The organism is Streptomyces sp. NPDC001513 (assembly GCF_042894695.1).
Taxonomy (GTDB): domain Bacteria; phylum Actinomycetota; class Actinomycetes; order Streptomycetales; family Streptomycetaceae; genus Streptomyces.
The window spans coordinates 139203-163367 of the sequence record NZ_JBIAVU010000018.1; the positions used below are offsets into that span (position 1 = coordinate 139203).

General features: G+C 73.9%; 23 protein-coding genes and 1 tRNA gene. 11 read left to right on the forward strand and 13 right to left on the reverse strand.

Annotation, left to right across the window (positions count from 1 at the left end):
• The first annotated feature begins 39 nt into the window (after positions 1–39).
• Positions 40–1323, forward strand: a complete 1284-nt coding sequence (locus ACFYZ4_RS34055; RefSeq protein ID WP_390785731.1) for an MFS transporter — start codon at positions 40–42, stop codon at positions 1321–1323.
• Between the two features lie 15 nt (positions 1324–1338).
• On the opposite strand, the gene ACFYZ4_RS34060 is transcribed toward ACFYZ4_RS34055, so the two are convergent.
• The gene (locus tag ACFYZ4_RS34060) at positions 1339–2478 is read right to left on the reverse strand and encodes a serine hydrolase domain-containing protein (protein ID WP_390785732.1); all 1140 of its coding nucleotides are present in this window, start codon (positions 2476–2478) and stop codon (positions 1339–1341) included.
• 131 nt (positions 2479–2609) lie between these two features.
• Positions 2610–2813 carry a cold-shock protein gene (locus ACFYZ4_RS34065; RefSeq protein WP_030384970.1) on the reverse strand — a complete coding sequence of 68 codons (204 nt, stop codon included), beginning with the start codon at positions 2811–2813 and terminating at the stop codon, positions 2610–2612.
• 291 nt (positions 2814–3104) lie between these two features.
• Here ACFYZ4_RS34065 and ACFYZ4_RS34070 point away from each other — a divergent pair.
• The 5 genes from ACFYZ4_RS34070 (at position 3105) to ACFYZ4_RS34090 (ending at position 6031) form a co-directional block, all read left to right on the forward strand.
• Positions 3105–3178, forward strand: a tRNA-Met gene (locus ACFYZ4_RS34070).
• Between the two features lie 217 nt (positions 3179–3395).
• Positions 3396–3893, forward strand: a complete 498-nt coding sequence (locus ACFYZ4_RS34075; RefSeq protein WP_351287993.1) for a SigE family RNA polymerase sigma factor — start codon at positions 3396–3398, stop codon at positions 3891–3893.
• Positions 3886–4323 (forward strand): hypothetical protein, encoded by a 438-nt coding sequence (locus tag ACFYZ4_RS34080; RefSeq protein ID WP_351287996.1) that lies wholly within the window; start codon positions 3886–3888, stop codon positions 4321–4323. Before ACFYZ4_RS34075 ends, ACFYZ4_RS34080 begins: the two co-directional genes overlap by 8 nt.
• A 102-nt stretch (positions 4324–4425) precedes the next feature.
• Positions 4426–5697, forward strand: coding sequence for a mannosyltransferase family protein (locus ACFYZ4_RS34085; protein WP_390785733.1), 1272 nt, complete (start codon positions 4426–4428; stop codon positions 5695–5697).
• A gap of 79 nt (positions 5698–5776) precedes the next feature.
• Complete coding sequence (locus tag ACFYZ4_RS34090; protein WP_351288001.1) at positions 5777–6031, forward strand: antitoxin MazE7; 255 nt, start codon at positions 5777–5779, stop codon at positions 6029–6031.
• A 13-nt stretch (positions 6032–6044) separates the two neighbouring features.
• Here the strand turns inward: ACFYZ4_RS34090 and ACFYZ4_RS34095 are convergent, their stop codons facing one another.
• Genes ACFYZ4_RS34095 through ACFYZ4_RS34140 form a run of 10 tightly spaced genes read right to left on the reverse strand, consistent with a single transcriptional unit; the run spans position 6045 to position 17243 of the window.
• Entirely contained in the window at positions 6045–7496 is a 1452-nt protein-coding gene (locus tag ACFYZ4_RS34095; RefSeq protein ID WP_390785734.1) for an ABC transporter ATP-binding protein, read from the reverse strand.
• Positions 7493–8320 carry an ABC transporter permease subunit gene (locus ACFYZ4_RS34100; RefSeq protein WP_390785735.1) on the reverse strand — a complete coding sequence of 276 codons (828 nt, stop codon included), beginning with the start codon at positions 8318–8320 and terminating at the stop codon, positions 7493–7495. The genes ACFYZ4_RS34095 and ACFYZ4_RS34100 overlap by 4 nt, the downstream gene beginning before the upstream one ends.
• Entirely contained in the window at positions 8317–9264 is a 948-nt protein-coding gene (locus tag ACFYZ4_RS34105) for an ABC transporter permease (protein ID WP_351288009.1), read from the reverse strand. The genes ACFYZ4_RS34100 and ACFYZ4_RS34105 overlap by 4 nt, the downstream gene beginning before the upstream one ends.
• Positions 9261–10829 carry an ABC transporter substrate-binding protein gene (locus ACFYZ4_RS34110; RefSeq protein WP_390785736.1) on the reverse strand — a complete coding sequence of 523 codons (1569 nt, stop codon included), beginning with the start codon at positions 10827–10829 and terminating at the stop codon, positions 9261–9263. Before ACFYZ4_RS34110 ends, ACFYZ4_RS34105 begins: the two co-directional genes overlap by 4 nt.
• On the reverse strand, positions 10826–11668 hold the full coding sequence (locus tag ACFYZ4_RS34115) for a class I SAM-dependent methyltransferase (RefSeq protein ID WP_390785737.1): 843 nt from the start codon (positions 11666–11668) through the stop codon (positions 10826–10828). The genes ACFYZ4_RS34110 and ACFYZ4_RS34115 overlap by 4 nt, the downstream gene beginning before the upstream one ends.
• On the reverse strand, positions 11665–12987 hold the full coding sequence (locus ACFYZ4_RS34120; protein ID WP_390785738.1) for an MFS transporter: 1323 nt from the start codon (positions 12985–12987) through the stop codon (positions 11665–11667). The genes ACFYZ4_RS34115 and ACFYZ4_RS34120 overlap by 4 nt, the downstream gene beginning before the upstream one ends.
• Positions 12984–14039 (reverse strand): dipeptide epimerase, encoded by a 1056-nt coding sequence (locus tag ACFYZ4_RS34125; protein ID WP_390785739.1) that lies wholly within the window; start codon positions 14037–14039, stop codon positions 12984–12986. The genes ACFYZ4_RS34120 and ACFYZ4_RS34125 overlap by 4 nt, the downstream gene beginning before the upstream one ends.
• Entirely contained in the window at positions 14036–15124 is a 1089-nt protein-coding gene (locus ACFYZ4_RS34130; RefSeq protein WP_390785740.1) for a PLP-dependent cysteine synthase family protein, read from the reverse strand. Before ACFYZ4_RS34130 ends, ACFYZ4_RS34125 begins: the two co-directional genes overlap by 4 nt.
• Positions 15121–15966: a Rossmann-like domain-containing protein gene (locus ACFYZ4_RS34135; RefSeq protein WP_390785741.1), complete on the reverse strand. Its 846-nt coding sequence runs from the start codon at positions 15964–15966 to the stop codon at positions 15121–15123. The genes ACFYZ4_RS34130 and ACFYZ4_RS34135 overlap by 4 nt, the downstream gene beginning before the upstream one ends.
• Positions 15963–17243, reverse strand: coding sequence for an ATP-grasp domain-containing protein (locus ACFYZ4_RS34140; RefSeq protein WP_390785742.1), 1281 nt, complete (start codon positions 17241–17243; stop codon positions 15963–15965). Before ACFYZ4_RS34140 ends, ACFYZ4_RS34135 begins: the two co-directional genes overlap by 4 nt.
• Positions 17244–17390: 147 nt before the next feature.
• Here ACFYZ4_RS34140 and ACFYZ4_RS34145 point away from each other — a divergent pair, with 147 nt between their 5' ends.
• The 4 genes from ACFYZ4_RS34145 (at position 17391) to ACFYZ4_RS34160 (ending at position 19516) form a co-directional block, all read left to right on the forward strand.
• Entirely contained in the window at positions 17391–17966 is a 576-nt protein-coding gene (locus tag ACFYZ4_RS34145) for a GNAT family N-acetyltransferase (protein WP_384350849.1), read from the forward strand.
• Between the two features lie 88 nt (positions 17967–18054).
• Positions 18055–18339: a DUF6400 family protein gene (locus ACFYZ4_RS34150; protein WP_384350845.1), complete on the forward strand. Its 285-nt coding sequence runs from the start codon at positions 18055–18057 to the stop codon at positions 18337–18339.
• Positions 18326–18586: a hypothetical protein gene (locus tag ACFYZ4_RS34155; RefSeq protein WP_351288038.1), complete on the forward strand. Its 261-nt coding sequence runs from the start codon at positions 18326–18328 to the stop codon at positions 18584–18586. The genes ACFYZ4_RS34150 and ACFYZ4_RS34155 overlap by 14 nt, the downstream gene beginning before the upstream one ends.
• A gap of 99 nt (positions 18587–18685) precedes the next feature.
• Entirely contained in the window at positions 18686–19516 is an 831-nt protein-coding gene (locus tag ACFYZ4_RS34160) for a class I SAM-dependent methyltransferase (protein WP_390785743.1), read from the forward strand.
• A gap of 33 nt (positions 19517–19549) precedes the next feature.
• On the opposite strand, the gene ACFYZ4_RS34165 is transcribed toward ACFYZ4_RS34160, so the two are convergent.
• Positions 19550–20509: a LysR family transcriptional regulator gene (locus ACFYZ4_RS34165; protein WP_390785744.1), complete on the reverse strand. Its 960-nt coding sequence runs from the start codon at positions 20507–20509 to the stop codon at positions 19550–19552.
• Between the two features lie 178 nt (positions 20510–20687).
• On the opposite strand from ACFYZ4_RS34165, the gene ACFYZ4_RS34170 reads away from it, so the two are divergent.
• Complete coding sequence (locus tag ACFYZ4_RS34170; RefSeq protein WP_390785770.1) at positions 20688–24161, forward strand: M28 family peptidase; 3474 nt, start codon at positions 20688–20690, stop codon at positions 24159–24161.
• The last annotated feature ends 4 nt before the right edge of the window (positions 24162–24165 follow it).

A 24165-nucleotide genomic window follows, 5' to 3' on the forward strand; every position in this document is an offset into this window, starting at 1 on the left:
CCTTGACCTCAAGCGCGCTTGAACCAGGAGTCTGACCGGGTGACCGCTCCACAGACAACTCGCCTGTTGCCCCAGGCCTACCGGCCGCTCTTCGCCCATCCCGGCTTCCGGCGGCTCCTGCCCGCTCTGGCGGCCTCCGATCTCGGTGACGGGATGAGCGTGGTGGCGGTGGCCTGGCTGGCCATCGAGATCGCGCCTCCCGGCCGGTCCGGGATGCTCCTGGGGGCCGCGCTCGCCGCGTACGCCCTCCCCGGCGCGGCCGGTGCGCTGCTGTTCGGGCGGTGGCTGCGGCGCCTCCCCGCCGCACGGCTGCTGGCGGCCGACAGCCGGATCCGTGCGGTGCTCCTCGGCTGCGTGCCGCTGGCCTGGGCCTTCGACCTGCTGCACCCCGTGCTGTACGTGGCCCTGCTCGCGGGCTCGTCCGTCCTGCACGCCTGGGGCAACGCGGGGAAGTACTCGCTGCTGGCCGGGCTGTTGCCGGCGGAGCAGCGGCTGGCCGCCAACGCGCTGGTCAGTTCCAGCACCTCGGCCTCGATCGTCATCGGCCCGGCCCTCGCCGGCTTCCTCGCTGCGGCGGTCAGTCCGGCCTGGCTGATCGGTCTCGACGCGCTGTCCTTCGCCGTGCTCGCCGTCCAGGTGGGCCGGGTCCGGGGCCCGTCCGGGGAGGCCGGGCAGGCCGACGAGCCCGACCAGGCGGCGGCCGTGCCCGTCGACGCCGACCGATCGGCCGCGGGCCTGCACTTGTTGCGCAATCAGCCCGAACTCCTCGGTGTCCTCGCCCTGACCTGGTTCTTCAACTTCCTGTACGGGCCGGCGGAGGTCGCGCTGCCCCTGCACGTCACCGATGACCTGCACGCGGGGGCGGGGCTCCTCGGGCTGTACTGGGCGCTGTTCGGGGCGGGCGCCGTGCTGGGCGGCCTGGCGGCGGGGGCCCTGCGCAGGTTCCCGCTCTGGCCGGTCACCCTGACCATCGTCGCCGGCTGGGGACTGGCCCTGGTGCCCTTCGGCCTCGGCGCGCCCGCGGCCGTCACGCTCGCCTGCTTCACGCTCGGCGGGTTGATCTACGGACCGTTCACGGCGCTGTCCTACACCCTGTTCCAGGACCGCACACCGGCCGCCTGGCTGACCACGGTCCTGGCGGCCCGCAGCGCCGCCCTCCTCACGGCCGGGCCGGTGGGGACCGCGCTCGGCGGACCCCTCATCGCGCTCATGGGGCCCCGGGGGGTGCTGGCGGCGTCGGGTGCCGCGACCGTCGTACTCGCCCTCGTCGCCGCCGTGATGCGGGTCCGGACCGGTCGACGGGCGGCGTCCCGCCTCGCCTGAGCCGGTCCGGAGCCGTCAGGGCCCGCCCGGCGGGGTGACGGCGGATCTGATCGCGTCGGCCAGCAGCCGGGCCGCGGTGTCCGCCGCGCCGGCCACGAGGCGGGTCCGGGTGAGGCAGAAGGCGAGGCCCGTCCCTGGGTCGGCGAAGGCGATGCTGCCGCCGCTGCCGTGGTGTCCGAAAGCGGTGCGGTCGCCGGCCATCGCGGGCAGGCCGAGGAAGTAGCCGAGCCCCTTCGCGTACCTGCCGAGGAGCATCAGGTCCTTGCCCTCGACGGCGACGCCCGCGGCCAGCGCCACGCGTTCCGGGGACATCAGCCGTACGCCGTCGACCTCGCCCGTCAGCGCGGCGTACAGCCGGGCGGCGGCCCGCGCGGTCGTCGTACCGCACGCGGGCAGGTCGGCGAGCAGGTACGCCCGGCGGTTGGCGAGCTCGGCGACGGTCCACACGGCGCGGTTCGGGACCACGTACCGGCGGAACGGCGCGGAGGGCGGAAGGGTCTCCAGCCAGGCGGCCCAGTTGCCCTCCACGAGCGGCGCCGTACGGGCGAGTTCGCTCTCGGGCAGGCCGAAGAAGAGCTCGTCGGCCACGCCCAGCGGCTCGGTCACGTAGGTGCGCAGGGCCTCGCCCGGGGTGAGGCCGGTGATCCGGCGTACGGTCTCGCCCAGGATCCAGCCGAAGGTCCAGCCGTGGTACCCGCTCGCGGAGCCCGGCTCCCACAGCGGTTCCTGGGCCGCGACGACCGCGCACATGGTGTCCCAGTCGCACAGTTCCTCGGGCGTGATGGCGGCAGGGAGCTGCGGTACCCCGATGGTGTGCGTCAGGGCGTGGCGTACGGTGGCCCGCTCCTTGCCGTGCGCCCCGAACTCGGGCCAGTAGTGGGCGATGGGGGTGTCGTACGCGATCAGCCCGCGCTCGGCGAGCACGTGCACCAGGGTCGCGGTGAAGCCCTTGCCCGTCGAGAAGCTGTGGATCAGCGTGTCGGATCCGAGCCGGCGGCCACCGGGGTGGTCGGCCCAGCCCGCGTGCGCGTCGACGATCGGCTCGCCGTCGAGGTAGGCCGCCACCTGGAGGCCGCTCTCCCGGCCGGACTCCACCAGCTCGTCGAGCATCCCGCCGACCCGCGCCCGGACGTCCGCGCTCACCCTGCGATTCACCCGTGCATCATGCATCAGGGCCGTGCGGCAGTCGCCGCACGGCCCTGGTGTCGCATGTCGGACGTTTCGGCACGTCGGTGATCACATCAGTGACGACCTCGGTGACGAAACGGTTCTCCGGCGGTCCGAGACTAGGCGGGGGTGATGTTCTCCGCCTGCGGGCCCTTCTGGCCCTGCGTGATGTCGAACGTCACGGCCTGGCCCTCCTGGAGCTCACGGTAGCCGGACGCGTTGATCGCCGAGTAGTGGGCGAAGACGTCCGGGCCGCCACCGTCCTGGGCGATGAAGCCGAAGCCCTTCTCAGAGTTGAACCACTTCACGGTTCCCGTAGCCATGTTCATGCCTTCCCGTTGACGTACGTCTTCCACACGGCGTGGAAGACGGAGGTGATCGCCCTGGTTTCCTACGGCACAACACAGCAAAACTGCCCACACCGAAAGGCACGGGCAAGGCACTTGGAACCACGACAGCTACCCGTGAAGGTACACGCCTGCACGCACGGTCACCAGGGGGAATGATCTCGCCTTAACGGCGGGATTTCGCGGGTGCGCGGACCGTACGGACCCGGCCGTCCCGAAATGTGGCGAGGTGCGCCCTCCGGCATGCCGTAAGGTGAGATCCACCGACGCGGGGTGGAGCAGCTCGGTAGCTCGCTGGGCTCATAACCCAGAGGTCGCAGGTTCAAATCCTGTCCCCGCTACTGCTCTCGAGGCCCGGATCCTGACGGATCCGGGCCTCGAGTCATTTCCCCGTACGGTCCCCGGCGGGGGCGCGGGCCGGGGGCGGCCGCCCGCCGGAAACCGGGCCGACGACCATGTGACGGCCCTCACACGACGAACTGTCGTCCGGTGTCAACCGGATACGGGGCGGCAGGCGTATGCCCCCTGAGAGGTGCACATGGATTCGGGAGCGATTTTTTGACCGTCGAGGAGTTCGAGGAGTTCTACGCGCAAGCGGCGGGACGGCTCACAGGACAGCTGTACGTGATGCTCGGCGACCATCACGAGGCGCAGGACGTGGTGCAGGAGGCCTTCGTCAGGGGCTGGGGGCACCGGCGTCAGCTGGACCGGGACGGCAGGCCGGAGGCCTGGATCCGTACCGTCGCCTGGCGGCTCGCGGTCAGCCGCTGGCGGGGACGTCGGCGGACCGCCGACGCCTGGCGGCGCACGGCGCCCGCGACCCATGTGGAGGGACCGGGTCCGGAGGCGGTCGCCCTCGTGGAGGCGCTGCGGCAGCTGCCCCCGAAGCAGCGCCGGACGATGGCGCTGCACTACCTGTGCGATCTGACCGTCGAGCAGATCGCCGCCGAGACCTCCCTGTCCGCGAGCACGGTCAAGACCCATCTGTCCCGGGGCCGGGCCGCGCTCTCCTGTCATCTGCAGGATCCCCGCACTGAGGAGGCTCCCGATGCCTGAGTCCCACGACCCGTTGCGGTCCCTGTTCCGGGAAGCCGCCGGCGAGGGAGAGTCCCGCTCCGCGCTCCCGCCCGTCGCCGTCATCGAGCTGCGCGGGGAACGGGTCCGGCGGCGCCGGATCGCCGGTCTCGCCGCCGCCTGCTGCCTCGTCCTCGCCGGATCCGGCGCGACCCTCGCGGCGGTCCTGCCGGACAGCCCTGGCCCGGTCCTCCCGGCGAGCACTCCCTCTCCCCTGGCCCCGTCCTCCGGGCCGACCCCCACTCCGTCCACCTCGTCGTCCCCCACCCCGACGACCTTTCCGTCCTCCACTCCGACCTCCACCCCGACCATGAGCGCGACCCCGCCCCGCCATACGACGGAGCCGCCCGGCGCTCCCACCCGGACGACGTACCCGGGCGCGTCCGCGACTTCCTCGCGGATGCCCGGGTAGCACCCCCGCCCCCTCGCCACTCCCCCATCCCCGCCCGCGGACCCCGGCCTTGACCACCCGGCCGGTGGTTCCGCATGCCCTCACAGGGTCAGGAGATCCCGTATGTCCGTTTCCGCCCCGCATCGGCCGTCCGCGGTCGCCGACTCGCGCACCGCCGGGCCGCACGTCCCCGACGAGGGCCGCCCCGACGGCACCGACCGCACCGGCCGCGCCCGGCGCGCCCACCGCGCCCGCCGGACACTGGCCCGGCTCGGCCCGGACGACCGCGAGGTGCTGTGGCTCTACCTGCTGACCCGCGTCGGCATCTGGACCGTCGCGGGAGCCGTCGGCTGGCTGTTCCCCGCCGACGGCAACGCCCGCCGGCCCGCCTCGCCGCTCGCGCACTGGCAGCAGTGGGACTGGACGCACTTCATGCACATAGCCAGGGACGGCTACTTCCCTGACTACGCCGGCCCCTGGACGGCCGGCTGGGACAACCGTGAGGCCTTCTTCCCCGGCTTCCCCCTCACCCTGCGCGCCGTCCACACCGTCGTCCCCGACTGGGCCGCGGCCGGAGCCCTGATCTCGTTCCTCGCGGGCGGCGTCGCCGTCCTGGCGCTCGCCCGCATCGCCCGCCTCCGGCTGCCCGACCAGGACGCGGGCCGGCGTACGGTCCTCTTCCTCCTGCTGTCGCCGTGCGCCGTGTTCCTCGCCGCCGGCTACACCGAGGCGCTCTTCCTCGCCCTGGCCCTGCCCGCCTGGCTGGCGGCGCAGCGGCAGCACTGGCCGACGGCCGCGGTCCTGGCCTGCCTGGCCTGTTCGGTGCGCGTCACGGGGCTGTTCCTCGTGGCCGCGCTCGTCCTCCACTTCGTCCTGACCGCCCGGGGCCGCTCGGCCTGGCGCGCGGCGCCCTGGCTGTTGCTGCCCGCCCTCGCACCCGCGCTGTACTCCTGGTACCTGCAGACGCACACCGGGGACTGGATGGCCTGGAAGCACGCCCAGGAACGCGGCTGGTACCGGGACTTCCACGCACCGTGGGAAGCCTGGAGCAACACCTGGGAGGCCGCCTTCCACCACACCCAGCCCACCGGGTACGCGCTGATGTGGCAGGCCGAACTCCTGGCCATGCTGGTCGGTGTCGTCCTGATCGCCGTGCTGGTACGGGGCCGCCGCTGGCCCGAGGCGCTCTACATGGCCCTCACCCTGTGGGCCCTGGGCACCTCCTACTGGTACACCTCGATCCCCCGTTCCACGCTGCTGTGGTGGCCGCTGTGGACCGCCCTGGCCGCCTGGAGCCTGCGCCGCCCGCGCGTGCAGTCCGCCTACCTGTACGTCGTCGGCCCGCTCTGCGTCACCGTCGCCCTCACCTTCCTCACCGGCCGCTGGGCCGGCTGAGGGCGCGGCCGGTCCCCCGGTCCCCGCGCCCTGCGGCGAACGGCCCCCCGCCCGGTCCGCGGGCGCGCATACTCGGTGCATGGCCGACACCACCACAGTCGAGGTCGACACCGATGTGCACGACCGGCTCGCCGTGCTCGCCGCGGACCGCGGACTGAGCCTGCGGGCGTACCTCGCCGAACTCGCCGCCGCCCAGGAGAACGAGGCCGCGCTCGCCCGCGCCACGCTCGCCTTCGGGAAGGCGCTCGAACGGCCCGGTTTCCGCGAGGGGTTCGCCCGCGATTTCGGCGGCCTCGCGGCCCGCCGCCCGTTCGGCCCCCGCGACCGGCCGTAGCCGCACCGGGCCGTCAGCCGCGGAGCGCGGGTCCCACGGCGCCGTCCGGCCCGCCCGTTCGAGCGAGGCGTCCCGCCTCCAGGACGGCGGTACGGTCGGCCAGCGCGGCCGCGGCGGCGAGGTCGTGGGTGATGAACACCAGGGCGAGGTCCTTGTGTGCGCGCAGCCCGGCGAGCAGGTCGAGCACGGCCGCGCGGGTGGCCGGGTCGAGGCCGGAGGTGATCTCGTCGCAGACGAGCACCCGTGGGCGTGCGAGCAGGGCCCTGGCCAGCGCGGCGCGTTGGAGTTCCCCGCCGGAGAGCTCCCCCGGGCGGCGGCCGGCCGGACCCGCGCCCAGGCCGAGCGCCTCCATCGTCCGGGCGGCCTCCGCGCGTGCGCCCCGCACGTCGGCCCCGCGCAGCCGGACGGCCGTACGGGCCACCTGGTCGAGGACCGGCCGGTGTTCGTCGAAGGCGGCCTTCGCGTCCTGGAACACGTACTGCACGGCCGCCAGTTGGGTCCGGCTGCGCGCGCGCAGGCTCTTCGGCAGCGGTTCGCCGTCGAGCAGGATCCGGCCCCGGTGTCCGGCGTGCAGCCCCGCGAGGCAGCGCCCCAGGGTGGTCTTGCCGCTGCCGGAGCGGCCGACCAGCGCGAGGCACTCGCCCGACCGGACCGAGAGCGCGACCTCGTGCAGCACCTCGACGGCCCCGCGCGCGGTGCGGTGCCCGGCGGTCAGGGCGCGTACCTCCAGGACGACGGGCCCGGTCTGGCGCGGCGGGTGCGGGGCGGCGGGCGCCCCGGGCACCTCGGGCGGCGGGTCGCCGAGCACGGCGCGGACCGGTCCGCGTTCCACGACCCGGCCCGCGCGCATCACGACGACCTCGTCGGCCAGCCCGCGTACCACGTCCATGTCGTGGGTGAGCAGGACGACGGCGATGCCCCGTCCGGCGAGGGCGGCCAGCTCGGCGACGACCGCCTGTTTGGTGAGGGCGTCCTGTCCGGTGGTCGGTTCGTCGGCGACGATCACCCCGGCCCCCAGGAGCAGCGCCTGCGCGAGCACCACGCGCTGCTGCTGCCCTCCGGAGAGCTGGTGGGGGAAGCGGCGCAGCGTCCGCGCGGGGTCCGGGATCCGGGCCTGCTCCAGGGCTTCGAGGACCCGTCGGCGGACCTCGCGGCGGCCGGCTCCGCCGCGGGCGGCGACATCGCCCAGCAGGGCGCCGACGCGCCGGGCGGGGTTGAGTACGGCGCCGGGGTGCTGGGGTACGTAGCCCACCGCGCCGGCCCGTTCCGTCCGTACGGCGCCCTCGACGCGGGCGCCCGGCGGGTACTCGCCGAGGAGCGCGAGGCCGGTGGTGGTCTTGCCGCTGCCGGAGGGGCCGATGACGGCGGTGACGCGGCCGGCGCGGGCGGTGAGGCTCACCCCGTCGACGATGGTCCGGCCGCCGATCTCGATGCGCAGGTCCCGTACCTCTGCCACGGTGGTCATGTCCGAACTCCCTTCCGGCGACGTCCCGGCGGGACGGGGGCTCCCGCGTGCAGCGCCGCGTCGCCCAGCAGGTTGGCGCCCATCGACAGGGCGGCGATGAGCAGGGCGGGCACCACCACGGCCCAGGGCTGGAGGAGCAGCCCGGTCCGGTTGCGGTCGACCATCACCGCCCAGTCGGCGGCGTCCGGGGCCACGCCGACGCCGAGGAACGCGGCCGTGGCCACCAGGTACAGGGCCCCCGTCAGCCGGATCCCGGCGTCCGCGGCGAGGGTGCGCCGCAGGGAGCGGGCGACGTAGCCCAGGGCCGTGCGCCACCAGGACTCGCCCTGCATGCGCAGCGCCTCGACGGCCGGCCGGGCGCAGACCTCGACCGCCGCCGCGTGGACGACCCGGGCCGCGTCGGGTACGGCGGCCAGTCCGACCAGGGCCGTCAGTCCGGCGGGGCCGGGGGCGAAGGTGGCCGCGACGAGCAGGACCAGGAGCAGCGAGGGTATGGCGACCAGCACGTCCAGCGGTCTCATCAGGGCGTCCTCCAGCCAGGTCCGGCGGGTGAGCGCGGCGGCGAGACCGAGCGGCAGGGCGAGCAGGTAGGCGAGCAGGGTCGCGCCGAGCGCCACGAGGACCACGGACCTGCCGCCGAGCAGGATCTGGTGCCAGACGTCGCGGCCGCTGAAGTCGGTTCCGAGCCAGTGGCCCCGGTCCGTGGCGAAGGAGACGGACCGGGGTCCGGCGGGGCCGGCGGTCAGGGGTCCGAGCAGGGCGAGCAGCAGGGGTACGGCGACGAGCGCGGTGCCGAGGGCGTAGCGCGCCGGGGGGCGGGTCACGCGGCCACCTCCGAACGGGGGGCGAAGCGGCGGGCGACGAGGTCGGCGCCGAGGTTGGCGAGGACGGTGACGATGCCGAAGACGACCGCCATGCCCTGGACGACGGGTACGTCGCGGGCGGCGACGGCCTCGATGAGGACGGTGCCGAGGCCGGGCACGACGAACAGCGCCTCCACGACGATCACCCCGCTCAGCAGCCAGTCGCAGGTGCGCGCGAGCTGCTGGGTGGCGGGTGCCAGGGCGTTGGGCAGGGCGTGCGCCCAGCGGATGCGGGAGCCGGACAGTCCGCAGCGGCGCGCCTGGGCCACGTACGGCGAGGCCATCGCCTCGATCATCCCGGCGCGCACCAGGCGGCTGAGGGTGCACACCGGCCGGGCCGTCAGGACGAGGACGGGCAGGACGAGGACCTCGGGCCGCGCGAGGGGGTCGGCGGCGACGGCGGTGGCCGGGAGCCAGCCCAGGTGCAGGGCGAACAGCGCGGCCAGCAGCACGCCGAGGGCGAATTCCGGTACGGCGTGGACGGCCAGGGTCAGGGCGCTGACGGTCCGGTCCACGAGGCCTCCTTCCCGCCGGGCGGCGAGGACTCCGAGGCCGACGGAGAGCGGGACGAGCACGGTGAGGGTGGCGGCGGCGAGCAGCAGGGTGGGGCCGAGGCCGTCCGCGAGATGGCCGCTGACGGGCCGTCCGGTGACCAGGGAGGTGCCGAGGTCGCCGTGGAGCATGCCGGTGACCCACTCCTGGAGCCGTTCGGCGGCGGGCCGGTCCAGCCGCATGGCCGCGCGGATGCGGGCGATGCGTTCGGGGTCGGGCTGGTCGCCGGCGAGGGCGACGGCCGCGTCGCCGGGCAGCGCCTCGGTGAGGGCGAAGACCAGCAGGACGACGGCCGCCGTCTGCCCCAGGCCGAGGAGCAGACGGCGGCCGATCCAGGGGAGGCGGCCCGTCACGCGAGCCAGAGCCGGTCGAAGCGGGCCCAGTCGAGGGTGTTGGCGGGGGCGGCCTCGGACACGCCGCGGACCTTGGGCGCGGTGGCGACGATCCAGTCGGCGAATCCCCAGATGAGGAAGCCCCCTTCGTCGTGGAGCCGGCGCTGCATCCGTTCGTACAGGGCGGTGCGCTGCTTCTCGTCGGGGGTGGACTGGGCCTGCTGGTAGAGGTCGTCGAAGTCCTTGTGCCGCCAGTGGGTGGCGTTGGTGGTGGAGGCGGTGAGCAGCCGCTGGGAGACGTGGGATTCGATGGGCATGGCGCCGGACCGGTAGGAGGCGAAGGTGCCGGAGTCGAGGATGTCCTTCCAGTACGTCTCCTTGTTGCCGACCTTGACCTCGACGGTGACCCCGGCCTTGGCCGCCTGCTCCTTGAAGATGCCGGCGGCCTCGACGAATCCGGTGGCGGCGGGCGCGGTGTCGAGGGTGACCCGGAGCCCTTCGGCGCCGGCCTCCTTGAGCAGGGCGCGGGCCCGTTCGAGGTCCTGGACGCGCTGCGGCAGGCCGGCCGCGTAGTACTGGCAGCCCTTGCCGAAGAGGTCGTTGCCGATCTCCCCGGCGCCGGAGAGCGCGCCGTCGACGAGTTCCCGGCGGTCGGCGATGAGGAAGAAGGCCTGGCGGACGCGCTTGTCGTCGAAGGGTGCCCGGTCGGTCTTCATGACGAAGCCCTGCATGGCGCTGCCGGGCAGCCGTACGACGTCGATGCGGCCCTTGCCCTCGTGGGCGCGGGCGGTGGCGGGGTTCAGTTCGTGGGCGTACTCGACCTGGCCGCCGAGTAGGGCGTTGACCCGGGCGGACTCCTCGCCCGCGATGACGAATTCGAGTTCTTCGAGGTGGGGGGCGCCCTCCCAGTAGTCGGGGTTGCGCTGGACGAGGAGGCTGGCGCCGGGCTTGAACGAGACGAAGGTGAAGGGGCCGGAGCCGACGGGCCGGTCGAAGGCGGTGGTGTCCTTGGGGACGATGTAGGCGCCGAAGGCCGCGAGGGTGTTGGGGAATTCGGCGTAGGGACGCTTGAGCCTGAACTCGACGGTGGTGGCGTCCACGGCGCGGCTCGCGGCGAGGTCGACGGGTTCCAGTGAGGCCTTGGCGCGGAAGGTGCCCTTGGGGTCGGCGATGCGGCGGTAGCTGTAGAGCACGTCCTCGGCCGTGACGGGCCGGCCGTCGTGGAAGGCGGCCCGGCGCAGGGTGATCCGCCAGGTGTCGAGGGTCTCGTTGGGTTCCCAGCGGGCGGCGAGGCGCGGCACGGGGGCGAGGTCGGCTCCGAAGTCGGCGAGCTTGTCGAAGAGGGCCTTGGCGCGGGCCGCGTCGACGAACAGGTTGGCCGCGTGGGGGTCGAGGGTCTCGCCCGCGCCGCCGCCCGCGAAGGCTGCGCGCAGCCGTCCGCCGGGCTTGGGAGCGGTGTCGGCGGCGTTCTTCGCGTCGGTGGCGGTGCCGGAGCCGGTCCCGCAGCCGGCGGCGAGGGCGAGGGTGGCCGCGCTGCCGGCGATCAGGAGGCTTCTTCGGGCGGGGCCGGTGGGACGGTCGTTCATGACGGGCTGTCTCCGTTGCTGTGGTGAGGGTGGTGAAGGCGCTGCGGGGGGTGCGGGTGCTGCACGCGGGCCACGAGGTGCAGGCGGTCGCCGCTGGCCGTGGCGAGCGGGGAGTCCCCTTCGGTCCAGGCCGGTTCGGTGCGGGGGCCGGGCCTGTCGTAGAGGTCCAGGGGCTCGAAGCCGGCGGCGGTCAGGAAATGGCGGAGCTCCTGGGGGAAGAGCAGGCGCCAGGCGGAGTGCTGGACGGCCGGGGGCGAGCCGTCGTCGGCGGTCCACTCCCGGCGGCGGCGCAGGAGCTGGGCGGCGTGGTCGATGTGGAGGGTGGTGTGCGAGGTGTACGTGGTCCCGTGCCGGGTGAATCCGGCGGTGCGCGGGCCGTCGAGCAGTTCGGTGGTGCCGAGGAAGAAGGCCCCGTTGCGCATCTCGGCGACGAGCAGCCCGCCGGGGGTGAGGTGGGCGCGGCAGCGGGCGAGGAAGGCGGTGAGGTCCTCGTTGGTGTGGCAGTAGAGCAGCGCGCTGTCCAGGCAGAGCACGGCGTCGAAGCGGGCACCGAGGTCGAACTCGCGCATGTCGGCCCGGTGGTAGGCGGGACCGGGGTGGCGGGTACGGGCGTGGGCGAGCATGGCGTCGGAGGTGTCGATGCCGGTGACCTGGCGGCCGGCCTCGTGGTGCAGCCAGGCGGCGTCGCGGCCGGTGCCGCAGCCGACGTCGAGGACGCGGGGGCCGGCGCCGTGGCGCGTGAGCACGTCCTCGGCCCAGCGGGCGGCCAGGTGGTCCGGGTCGGGGAAGCGCTCTTCGTACAGTTCGGGATGGTCGGTGAGGAGGTTGCCGGTGCTCATCGTTGCTCGCTTCTCGGGCGGGTGCCGTCGCGGTGGCGGGCGGGTCCGGGGTCCGGGCCGGGACCGGACGCGGGTCCGGCGTCTGGGCCGGGGGCCGGGGCGGGGGCGGCGGGCAGGCCCTGTCTTCGGTCCAGCCGGGTGACCGCCGCCGCGGAGGCCAGGCCGAGGGCGAGGCAGCAGGCGAAGGGCAGCCAGGCGGCGCCGGAGTGCCCGGCGGTGTCCATCGCCCAGCCGACCCCCGCGCTGCCGATCGCGGCCGCGGTGCCGGACACCGCGTAGAAGAGGCCGTAGTAGGTGCCGGTGAGGCCCTCCCGGCCGAAGGCCGGTATCAGCTCCATCACGAACGGCTGGGCGATCATCACGCCGACGTGCAGGAGCAGGGCGCCGGCCAGGACGGCGAGCAGGTCCGCCGGGTGCGGGGCCGGGGCGCCGGCGACGAGCAGGGGCGGCACGAAGCCCAGTCCCATGACGGCCAGGCCCGTGGCGATCCAGCGACCGCGGCGGCCCGCGGACTGCAGCCGGCGGGTGATGCGCAGCTGGAGGAAGAGGTTGGCGAGGGTGCCGGCGAGGAACAGCAGGCTGATGGAGCCGTTCCAGCCGGAGGCCCGTACGGCGGCGTGGGGCAGCAGCAGGTAGAGCTGGTTCTGCAGTCCGTACATGCCGGTCATGGCGACCGAGAAGGCGAGGAACCCGCGGCTGCCCGCCGCCTCCCGCCAGTCGCCGAGCAGTCCGGTGTCCGGGGCCGGGATCCGCCGGGCGGGCAGCACCAGCAGCTGCGCGAGGGTGAGTACGGCGAAGACCGCGGCCGCGGTGACGGCGGCCGCCCGGAAGTCCACGAGGAGCAGCAGGGTCCCCAGCAGCGGGCCGAGCAGCGACCCGGCGGTGGCGAACACGTTGAACAGCGCGAAGGCCTCGGCTTTGCGCTCGCCCGCCTCCTGGGCGACGTAGGTCCGTACGGCGGGGTTGAACAGGGCGCCCGCGAGCCCGCTGAGTATCGCGGCGGTGAGCAGCAGCGGCAGTGTGTCGCCGAGGGCGAACAGGGCGAACCCGAGCGTCCGCAGGGCGCAGCCGGCGATGATCACCCCGCGGGCGCCGAGCCGGTCGGCGGCCGAGCCGCCGATCAGGAACAGGCCCTGCTGGCTGAGGTTGCGCAGGCCGAGGACCACGCCGACGACGGCCGCGGAGAGACCGAGGTCGTCGGAGAGGTGGGTGGCGAGGTAGGGGACGAGCAGGTAGAAACCGGTGTTGACGCCGAGCTGGTTGACCAGGAGCAGGCGCACGGCGAGCGGGAAGCCGCGGACGGCGGCCAGGGTCCTCATCGGCCGCTCTCCCCGCCGGCGCGTCTGACGCCGAGTCCGGCCCGGTCCGCGGCGCGGACGGTGCCGTCGGTTCCGCCGATGCCGGTCCACGGGTCCTCGGCGAGCAGCAGGTGCCCGTCGAGGTCGACCCAGCGGGCCCGGTCGGCGAGGTGCACGGCGGGCGCGATGCCGAGGGAGCTGGCGGTGAGGCAGCCGAGCATCAGCTCGGTGCCGGTGCCGCGCAGGGCCTCGTGGATGCGCAGGGCGGCCCGGACCCCGCCGCACTTGGCGAGTTTGACGTTGACCCCGTGGACCCGTCCGGCCAGTGCGAGGGCGTCCTCGTAGGAGACGGCGTCCTCGTCGGCGATGACGGGGACCGGGGATTCCCGGGCCACGCGGGCGAGCGCGTCGGGGCGGCCGGGCGCGATCGGCTGTTCCACGGCGGTGACGCCGAGTTCGGCGAAGCGCGGGAGCAGGTCGAGGGCCTGGCGTTCGGTCCACGCCCCGTTGGGGTCGAGCAGCAGGCTCGCGCCGGGGGCGCCGGTGCGTACGGCGGCCACGCGCGCGAGGTCCTCGGCCGGGTCGGGCGAGCCGGCTTTGACCTTGAGGGCGGTGAAGCCGCTCGTGGCGAGCCGGGCCGCCTGCGCGGCGGCCGCCGCGGGCGCGGTGATGCCGATCGTACGGGTGGTCGCGGCGGCGGGGGCCGCGGGCGTGCCCAGCAGGCGGTGGGCGGGCTCGCCGGCCCGCTTGCCCATCAGGTCCAGTACGGCGGCCTCGATCGCGGCGCGTACCCCGGGCGGCAGTCCCTGCCAGGCCGGGTCTGCGGCGCCGGTCTCCGCCCAGGCGGTCTCCGGGTCGGGGAAGCGTTCGGTGGCGGCGCGCACCGACTCCAGGTGCCGGTGGATCCGGGCGGTGGGCAGGCCGAGGTAGTCGCTGCTGACGGCTTCGCCCCAGCCGCGCAGTCCGCCGTGTTCGACGGATGTCCACACGGCGTCGCGGCGGGTCATCACCGAGCGGGAGATGCGCAGCGGCTCCGCGAGGCGGAGGTCGGCGGTGTGCCGGGTGAGCTTCACGCGGCGCCTCCGCGGGTGGGTGCGAGTACGGTCGCGCAGCGGGCCCAGCCGGCCGCCTCGGCCGCGCGGGGGTGCGGGATCTGCAGGGGGCGGACGGCGAGGGGGCAGGTGTCCAGGCCGTGGGCGTGGCAGAAGTCGTCGTCGTAGACGGTGCCGAGGTAGCGGTGCGGTCCGTCCGGGAAGACGGTCGCGACGACCGCGCCCGGCTGTGTGCGGGCCGCCCAGGCGGCGACGAGGGCGACGGCTCCGGTGCTCCAGCCGCCGCTGACGAAGGCGGAGCGGGCGAGCCGGCGGCAGGCGTCGACCGCCTCGGCGGGCCCCACCCAGTGCACCTCGTCGAAGGCCTCGTAGGCCACGTTGGCCGGGTGGATGCTGCTGCCGAGGCCGCGCATCAGCCGGGACCGGGCGGGCTGGCCGAAGATCGCCGAGCCGACGGAGTCGACGCCGATGACCTTCAGCCGGGGCCAGCGGCGGCGCAGCGGGCCGGCCAGGCCGGCGCTGTGACCGCCGGTGCCGACGCTGCACACGAGGACGTCGAGGTGGTCGAGCTGGGTGGTCAGTTCGGCGGCGAGGGTGAGGTAACCGGCGGCGCTGTCGGGGTTGTTGTACTGGTCGGGCCAGTAGGCCCCGGGCGTCCGGCGCAGGACCTCGCGCAGCCGGGCGATCCGGGCGGCCTGCCAGCCGCCTTCCGGCGCCGGGCGGTCGACGAGCTCGAGCCGGGCTCCGTAGGTGCGCAGCAACTGGCGCATGGACGGTTCGAGTTCGGTGTCGCCGACGAGGACGACGGGGTGGCCGAGGGCCTGGCCGGCGAAGGCGAGTCCGATGCCCAGGGTGCCGGAGGTGGATTCCACGACGGGGGCGCCGGGCAGCAGTTCGCCGCGGGCGCGGGCGCCGGTCAGCATGGAGACGGCGGCGCGGGCCTTCATCCCGCCGGCGCCGAGGCATTCGAGCTTCGCCCAGAAGCCCGGGTGGCGGTGCGGCAGGTCGGTGCGGATCCGGGCGAGCGGGGTGCCGCCGAGCAGGGGCAGGAGATCGGGGTTGGCGGTGTGGGCCGCCGGGCGGGTCAGGATCGGTGCGACGGTCACCGGGCGCCCCCGTAGCGGTGGACGACGCCGGGGCCGCCGTCGAGCCAGAAGAAGGGGTAGGGCTCGGCCGAGACGGCGCTCACCCCGGCGCCCAGGAAGCGGGGCAGGACGGCGCTGCCGGTCTGGGCGAACATGACGAGGGGCTTGCCGGTCGCGGCGGCGTGGTCGAGCAGCGGCTGGAAGGTGCCGTTGCCGAGGGTCATGCCGGAGGCGAGGACGGCGTCGCAGCGGTCCAGTTCGGCGAGGGCGTCGGTCAGGACCGGTTCGCCCCATTCGGTGGTGCCGCCCTTGAGGTCGCAGGGCGCGTACGCGGTGCCGCGCTCGCGCAGCCGTTCCAGCAGGGAGTTGACGACGCCGACGACCAGGACCCGCTCCGGTCCGCTCGTGGGGAGCAGGTCGACGACGGCGCGGGCGCGGGCCCGGGAGCGGTGCAGTGAGCTGCCGGCCGGGATCGGGTACGGGCGGGCGCCGTGGTCGGGGGTGTGGGGGCGCACGTGCATCAGGTAGGCGTCCAGGGCGGCGATCCGTACGGGGGCCAGCGGGTGGTCGAGCAGGTCGGCGACGGTGGCGCCGGCACAGTCTTCGAGGGCGGCCGGGGGCAGGGCCCCGGGCTCCACGGCGCAGGAGCCGACGGCCTCGGTGAGCCGGAGGCTGAGCACCTCGTTGCGGTAGCCGCCGGAGCGGCCTTCGTGGCGTACGGCCTGGGTGGTGGTGAAGGCGAGCGCGACGCGCTGCCCGGCGGGGTCGGGCCCGTGGGCCCCGGCACGCACGTGCGCGAGGAGCTCGTCGACGGTCCGTGCGGCGGGTGGGCGAAGGGCGGCGGTGGTAGCGGGCACGGTCATGCGGTCACCGCCGCGGGCAGCTCGGGACAGGCGTAGGAGGGGCGCAGGCCGGTCAGCAGGTGCTCGGCGGCCGCCCGGGCTCCGCCGCCTTCGGTGTCGGCGGTCATGACGTGGCCGAGGTACTCGTTGTTGCTGGTGGCGGGCGCTACGGTGCGGCCCGGTTCGGCCAGGGTGAGCTCCAGTACCCCGGGCCGGGCGCGGACCTGTTCGGCTCCGTCGATGCCGGTGAGGGTGCCGGCGCCGTCGGGCAGCAGGAAGGCGATGGCGGCGCTGCGCACCCCGGTGGGGCGGACGGTGAGGTCGGGTTCGCGGCCGAGCGCGACGTCCACGCAGGCGGCCGCCAGGTCGACGCCCGTGACGTGGCGGACGAGTTCGGTGATGCGGTTGCCGGCCGGCCGGGGGTTGACCTCGATCAGGCGCGGACCGGCGGGGGTCAGTTTGAGTTCGGTGTGGCAGACGACGTGGTCGAGGCCGAGCGCCCCCACGGCCCGTACGGCGCTCTCGGCGGCCTCCTGCGCCAGGTCCGGGGCGAGGCCGGCCGGGAACATGTGGCCGGTCTCGATGAAGGAGGGCGCGCCGCCGATGCTCTTGTCGGTGATGCCGACGACGTGGGTGGCGCCGCCGTGGGAGACGGTCTCGACGCTGATCTCGGGGCCGGTGAGGAGTTCTTCGAGGAGGAGGACGGGGGCGCGCCGCTGGCCGCGGGCGTTGACGGGGAATTCGGCCAGGGCCCGGCAGGCCCGCTCCAGTTCGTGCGCGTCGTTCACGCGGCGGACGAGCATTCCGGCGCACAGGTCGACGGGCTTGACGACGAGCGGGTAGCCGATGTCGCGGGCGGCTTCGAGTGCCCCGGCGGTGTCCGATCGGACGGCGAAGCGCGGGCCGGCCACCCCGGCCGCGGCCAGGACCTGGCGGGTGCGGTCCTTGCGGCAGGCGTTCCCGACGGCTTCGGGGGCGGGGCCGGGCAGGCCGAGGCGTTCGGCGGTCCGCGCGACGGCGGGCAGGTAGTAGTCACAGGAGGACACCACCCCGTCGAAGGCGAGGACCTCGTGCAGCCGCTCGACGAACGGGAGCAGCGTGTCCGTGTCGTTGGTGTCGGCCGTGACGATGTTGCGCGCGCCAAGGAGGGGGTGCGGCTCGTCGGCCGGCGCGGCGCGCAGGTAGTGGTGCAGGTCCCGGGTGAGGAAGCTGAACGTGTGTCCGCCTTCACCGATCGCCCTGGGCAGGAGCCTGCTCATCGATCCGACCCAGCTTTCGACAACCAGCAGATGTCCCACAGGAGTTCCTCTCAGACGGCATGACGGCACCGGGGCGCGCGGGCGGCACGGTGCACCCGGCAGGAGGCGCCCGCACCGAACCCGGCAGACGTTATCGGAAATCGTTTTCATTTCCAATACGTCGATTTTCCGGTACGGTGCGGAGGCATGGAAGAACTGAGACAGCATCAGCACGTGCGCGTGGGGGCGTACGAGGTACGGCACGCCGGGCCCCGGGACGTCCTGGGGGCGCGCAGCGTCATGCTCGACACCTTCTACCGGGAGTTCACGTACGGGTACGTGCCCGAGTGGCACTCCGACGTCGTCGACATCCGCGGCACCTACCTCGACCACCCGCGCCACACCCTCGTCGTGGCCGTACGGGACGGCGAGGTGGTGGGCACGTGCGCGGTGCACTCCCGCGGCCCCGCCCACCCGCCGCATCCGCGCCGGCTCGTCGAGCGCTACCCCTCGGGCAGCACCGCCCAGCTCCTGCGGGTCTACGTACGCCCCGCCCACCGCCGGCACGGGCTGGCCCGGGCGATGGTGCGCGAGGCGTGCGCGTTCGTGGCCGGCGTGCCGGGCTACGAGCGCGTCTACCTGCACACGAACGTCGACATCCCGGGCGCGGAGCGGTTCTGGCGCAGTCTGGCCACCGAGGTCTGGGACGCCCGCACGACCGGCGAGCACGGCGGATTCGGGACGGTCCACTTCGAGATCCCGGCGCCCTGGGCGCTGCCGTGACTCCGTGCTCCGCCGCGACCGCGGGCCGTGCTGTGACTCCGCACACCCTCCCTTGACCGATCAAGGAAGGGTTACCTAAGTTCGAATCATGAGCCCGCAGCGCCCCACTCCCCCCACCGGCCCGGACGACGCGTCCGCGGCGCCCGAGCTGGTCGGCTTCACCGTCGACCTCACCTCCCAGGAGGTCCTCCGGCGGGCCCAGGTGATGGAGGCCCTCGGACCCGACTGGGACCCGATCGAGGTGCTGCGCGGCGAGGAGGCGGCGTACGACCTGCTGTACTCGGGACTCGACGCGGAGCAGCAGCGCATCTACGACGACCTGGTCGCGGCCGGCGTGCTCCCCGATCGAGGACCCGGCCGTGCTGCCGCTTGACCCGCAGGCCGACATCGGCCGCCGGGCCTGGGTGGCCTGCCCGAACTGCGACGACACCCGAGGGTGCGAACCGTGCGGGAAACGCGGCGCGTGCTCCGCGCACTGGCGCTACCTGCTCTCCAACACGGGCAGCCTGCTCCACCTGCAGTGCCCGGGCTGCACCCACGTCTGGGTGCACGAGAGCGGCTTCGGCGCCACCCGCTCCACCCTGTGGAGCCGTCTCACCGGCGGCCTGTCCCACCCCTGACCCGCCCACCGGCCGCCCCTCGGCGGTCGACGGGCCGGGCCCGCGGGAGGTGCCTATCCTCGAAGAAGGGGCTGTTCCGAGCCCGGGAGGACGGCTGTCATGACCGAGGCGAGCGAAGCGGTCCAGGCGGACCGCACCCTGAAGGCCCGGCACCGTGCGATGTGGGCGCAGGGCGACTACCCTTCCGTGGTCTCCCACGTCATCCCCGAGCTCGGGGCCCGGCTCGTGCAGGAGTGCGGCGTCCGGCAGGGCGACCGGGTCCTCGACGTCGCGGCGGGCTCCGGCAACGCGGCCATACCGGCGGCTCTGGCCGGGGCCGACGTGGTGGCCTCCGACCTCACCCCCGAGCTGATGGAGATCGGGCGGCACCTGGCCGCCGTACGCGGTGCCCGTCTGGAGTGGCGGGAGGCGGACGCCGAGGCCCTGCCCTTCGCGGACGGGGAGTTCGACATCGTGATGTCGTGCGTCGGCGTCATGTTCGCCCCGCACCACCGGCCCGCCGCCGAGGAGATGCTGCGCGTCTGCCGCTCCGGCGGCACGATCGGGCTGGCGAACTGGACCCCGCAGGGCTTCGTGGGCCGGATGTTCGCCACGATGAAGCCCTTCGCTCCCCCGCCGCCGCCCGGCGCCGAGCCGCCGCCCCTGTGGGGGGACGAGGAGCACGTCCACGAGCTGCTGGGCGACGCGGTGACCGACGTCGACGCCCGCCGCGAGACGGTCCGCGTGGACACCTTCGCGCAGCCCACGGCCTTCCGGGAGTTCTTCAAGGCCTGCTACGGGCCGACGATCGCCGTCTACCGCGCCGTCGCCGACGATGCGGACCGGGTCGCCGCCCTGGACTCCGCGCTCGACGCCCTCGCCGCAGAGCACACCGTGGACGGGGTCATGGAGTGGGAGTACCTCCTGCTGACCGCCCACCGCCGGGGCTGACCGGGCTGCTTGGCCCCCGGCGTCGCGCCCCGGTCAGTCGACGGCCGGGTGCACCTCCGGGTGGGCGTCCCACCACTCCTTGTGGAAGGGATTGTTGTCCACATTGGCCAGATAGGCACGGGCCGCGGCCCGGTAGAGCAGTTCCGCCTGCCCGGCCGACAGCGCCGAGCGGTTCCAGGCCAGCCGGATGCGGCCCGTGATGGGGGTGCCGACCAGCGGGCGCATCACCGTGCCCTCCCCCGGCGGCGCCGTCGGCTGGCACAGCGAGACGGCGCGGCCCGCGGCGATCAGGTCGTGCTGCATCTTGCGGTCGGTGATCCGGTAGCGCAGTGACGGACTGAACCCGGCCTTCGCGCAGGCGGCCACCAGGGCCTCGGGGCCGCCGTCGTCGTCCTCGACCAGGGTCAGCCACGGCTCGTCGGCGAGGTCGGCCAGGTCGATGCGGTCGAGCCCCGCCAGGGGGTGCTGCGCCGACAGCCGGATGCAGAACGGCTCCTTCGGGATCAGCGTCCTGGCCAGGGTCCCCTCCGGCAGCGGCACATCGTGGTCGTTGACCTCTCCGTAGACGATGGCGTCGTAGCGCCCGGCGCCGAGCATCCGGGCCAGCGCGGTCACCGAGTCCTCCAGGTCCACGGCGATCTCCCGGCCGGACATGGACAGGTCGGTCTGGGCGAGCAGACCGTCGAGCAGCACGAGCAGGATGCAGCCCAGGCGCAGCGGACCGCCGGCGGACAGGGCGCGCGCGTCCGCTCCCAGGGCGTCCATCTCGCTGAGCACGCGCCGCGCCCTGGCCAGCACGAACTGCCCCAGCGCGGTGGGTTCCACCCCGCCCCGGCCGCGCACGAACAGCTCGCCGCCGGTGACCTGCTCGATGCGCCGCAGCTGCGCGGAGAGTGCGGGCTGGGAGACCCCGAGCCGCCGCGCCGCGCCCCCCAGGCTGCCCGCCTCCGCTATCCGGCAGACGGCTTGCAGATGCCTCAACTCCAGCTGCATCCGGGCAGCGTACGCAGCCGGCCCTCCCGGCACCATAACGCGGGCCTTATGCCGGCCGGGATGTCCCATTCTCGTCATGTCCACGCTCATACTCGGCCGCGAACGAACACTCATCCCCGACCCCCCACGATCGGAGTGGACGTTGCAGCCCAGACGATGGACGGCGGCCGTGGCAGCGATGGCGCTGACCGCAGGACTCGCCGGCACCCTGGCCGGGACGGCATCGGCGGCGCAGCAGGCGCAGCCCGCACCCTCCTCGAAGGACACACCGGCCGCGCGTGCGGTCGCGGCGGCCGACCAGGCCGTCGACAGCGGTCTCGACTCCCTGGTCAACTCCGCCCAGGAACAGTACGAAAGACGTCTCGTCACCCCTTGGGTGAAGGACCTCTACTCCGTCTCGTACGAGCGCAGCTACCGCGGCCTGCCGGTCGTCGGCGGCGACGCGGTCGTGCTCGCGGACGGCGCCGGCAAGGTGCGCGCCCTCCAGTCCGCCTCCTCCGTACGGATCGACGTGGCGACGCGCGCGTCGGTCTCCGCCAAGGACGCCGAGTCCACCTCGCGGTCGAGGCTGGCCTCGGTCGACAAGGTCGAGAGCAGCCGGCTCGTCGTCCGGCTCAAGGACGACAAGCCGGTGCTGGCGTGGGAGACCGTGCTGAGCGGCCGTACCAAGACCGCGCCCAGCAGGCTGCACGTCTTCGTGGACGCGCGGACGGGCGCCTTCGTCGACAGCTACGACGACGTGGTGGCCGGCTCCGGCAACAGCAAGTGGAACGGGCCGGGCCCGGTCACCATCGACACCACCAACTCGGGCTCCACGTACACGCTGCGCGACCCGGTCCGGACCGGCCTGAGCTGTGCGGACTACAGCACCGGCACGGTCTTCTCGAAGTCCTCCGACTCCTGGGGCACCGGCAACCCCACGAGCAAGGAGACCGGCTGCGTCGACCTGATGTTCGCGGCGCAGAAGCAGTGGGACATGCTCTCCCAGTGGCTGGGCCGCAACGGCGTCAGCGGAAACGGCCGCAGCTTCCCGGCCAAGGTGGGCCTGAGCGACCTCAACGCCTACTGGGACGGCAGCTCGGTCACCATCGGGCGCAACAGCGCCAACGAGTGGATCGCCGGCATCGACGTGGTGGCCCACGAGTACGGGCACGCCATCGACTCCAACACCCCGGGCGGCACCAGCGGCCAGGAGTCCGGGCTCGGCGAGGGCACCGGCGACATCTTCGGCGCGCTGACCGAGGCCTTCGCCAACGAGCCGGCCCCGTACGACACCCCGGACTACACGGTCGGCGAGGTCATCAACCTCCAGGGCCGGGGCCCGATCCGCAACATGTACAACCCGCCGGCCGTCAACAACGACCCGGCCTGCTACAGCTCCGCGATACCCGGCACCGAGGTGCACGCGGCCGCCGGACCGCTGAACCACTGGTTCTACCTGCTGGCCGAGGGCAGCAGCCCGGGCGGCGGCAAGCCGAACAGCCCGACCTGCAACCAGTCCACGGTCACCGGGGTGGGCGTCCAGAACGCCGGCAAGATCTTCTACGGCGGCATGCTGCTGAAGACCAGCAGCATGTCCTACAAGAAGTACCGCACGGCGACACTGAACTCCGCCAAGTCCCTCGACGCCACCTGTGAGCTCTTCAACAAGACCAAGAGCGCCTGGGACGCGATCAGCGTGCCCGCCCAGTCCGCGGACCCGACCTGCACCCCGAGCGGCCAGAACAACGACTTCTCGATGGCGCTGAACCCCTCGTCGGGCACCGTCCAGCAGGGCGGTACGGTCACCACGACCGTCGGCACCACCGTCACCACCGGCACCGCCCAGTCGGTGACGCTGACCGCGAGCGGCCTGCCGGCCGGGGTGAGCGCCTCCTTCAACCCCGCCACCGTGCAGTCCGGCCAGTCCTCCGTACTGACCCTGACCGCCACCGCCAACGCGGCGCCCGGCGCGTCCACCGTCGTCGTCAAGGGACAGGGCGCCGCCCTCTCCCACACCGTCGACTACGCGCTCAACGTCGGCGGGACCCAGCCCGGCAACGACCCGCCGGACATCAGCGTCGCCAACGTGCAGGCGCACCTGGCCCAGTTCAACACCATCGCGTCCCAGAACGGCGGCCACCGCCGGGCCGGCAGCGCCGGCTACTCCCAGTCCCTGGCCTACGTGAAGGGCAAGCTGCAGGCCGCCGGTTACACCGTCACCGAGCAGAACTGCACCTCCTGCACCTACCCGTCGAACAACCTGATCGCCGACTGGCCAGGCGGCCCCGCCGACCAGACCGTCATGTTCGGCGCCCACCTCGACAGCGTCTCGGCCGGCCCCGGCATCAACGACAACGGCTCGGGCTCCGCGACCCTGCTGGAGAACGCCCTCGTCCTCGCCCAGAAGAACCCCACGATGACCAAGCACGTGCGCTTCGCCTGGTGGACCGACGAGGAGCAGGGCCTCAACGGCTCCGAGTTCTACGTCAACCAGCTGAGCAGCGCCCAGCGCGCGGCCATCAAGGGCTACTACAACTTCGACATGGTCGGCTCCACCAACGGCGGCTACTTCATCAACAACGTCAACTCCGCCACCGCGGCCCCGCTCAAGGCGTACTGGACCTCGCTGAACCTGGCACCCGAGGAGAACACCGAGGGCCAGGGCCGCAGCGACGACTACTCCTTCCAGCAGGGCGGCATCCCGACCTCCGGCTACGCGGCCGGGGCCAGCGCCCGCAAGACCTCGGCGCAGGCCGCGAAGTGGGGCGGCACGGCCAACGCCGCCTACGACCCCTGCTACCACAGCTCCTGCGACACCACGAACAACATCAGCGCCACGGTGCTGGACCGCAGCGCCGACGGCGTCGCCTACGCCGTGTGGAAGCAGGCCGTCGGCGGTGAGACGCCGGCTCAGGACTTCTCCATCGGTGTCAGCCCGTCCGCGGGCAGCGCGGCCCCCGGCGGTTCCACCACCGCCACGGTGAACACCGCCACCGTGAGCGGCGGCGCCCAGACCGTCGCCCTGTCGGTCACCGGCGCACCGGCCGGCGTGAGCGCCACGCTGAGCCCGGCGTCCGTGCAGTCCGGCAGCTCCTCCACCCTGTCCGTCCAGGTCGGCGCGAGCACCGTGCCCGGCACCTACACCCTGACGGTCACCGGATCCGGCACCGTCAGCCACACCACCACCTACACGCTGACCGTCACCGGCGGCGGCAGCTGCACGCCGCGCCAGCTCGTGGTCAACGGCGGCTTCGAGAACGGCGCGAGCCCGTGGAGCGCGACCGCGGGCGTCATCACCAACCAGTCCGGTCAGGCCCCGCACGGCGGCAGCTACAAGGCATGGCTGAACGGGTACGGGTCCACCCACACCGACAGCGCCGCGCAGTCGGTGGCCGTCCCCTCGGGCTGCTCCTCGTACCGGCTCTCGTTCTTCCTTCACATCGACACGGACGAGGACGAGAACGTCGTCTACGACCGGTTCACCGTCTCCGTCGCCGGCCAGACGCTGGCGTCCTTCTCCAACCTGGACGCGAACTCCGGTTACGCCGAGAAGTCCTACGACCTCTCCGCCTTCGCCGGTCAGACCGTCACCCTGAAGTTCAACGGCGTGGAGGACCAGTCCCTCCAGACCTCCTTCGTCGTGGACGATGTCGCCCTCCAGGTGAGCTGACGCC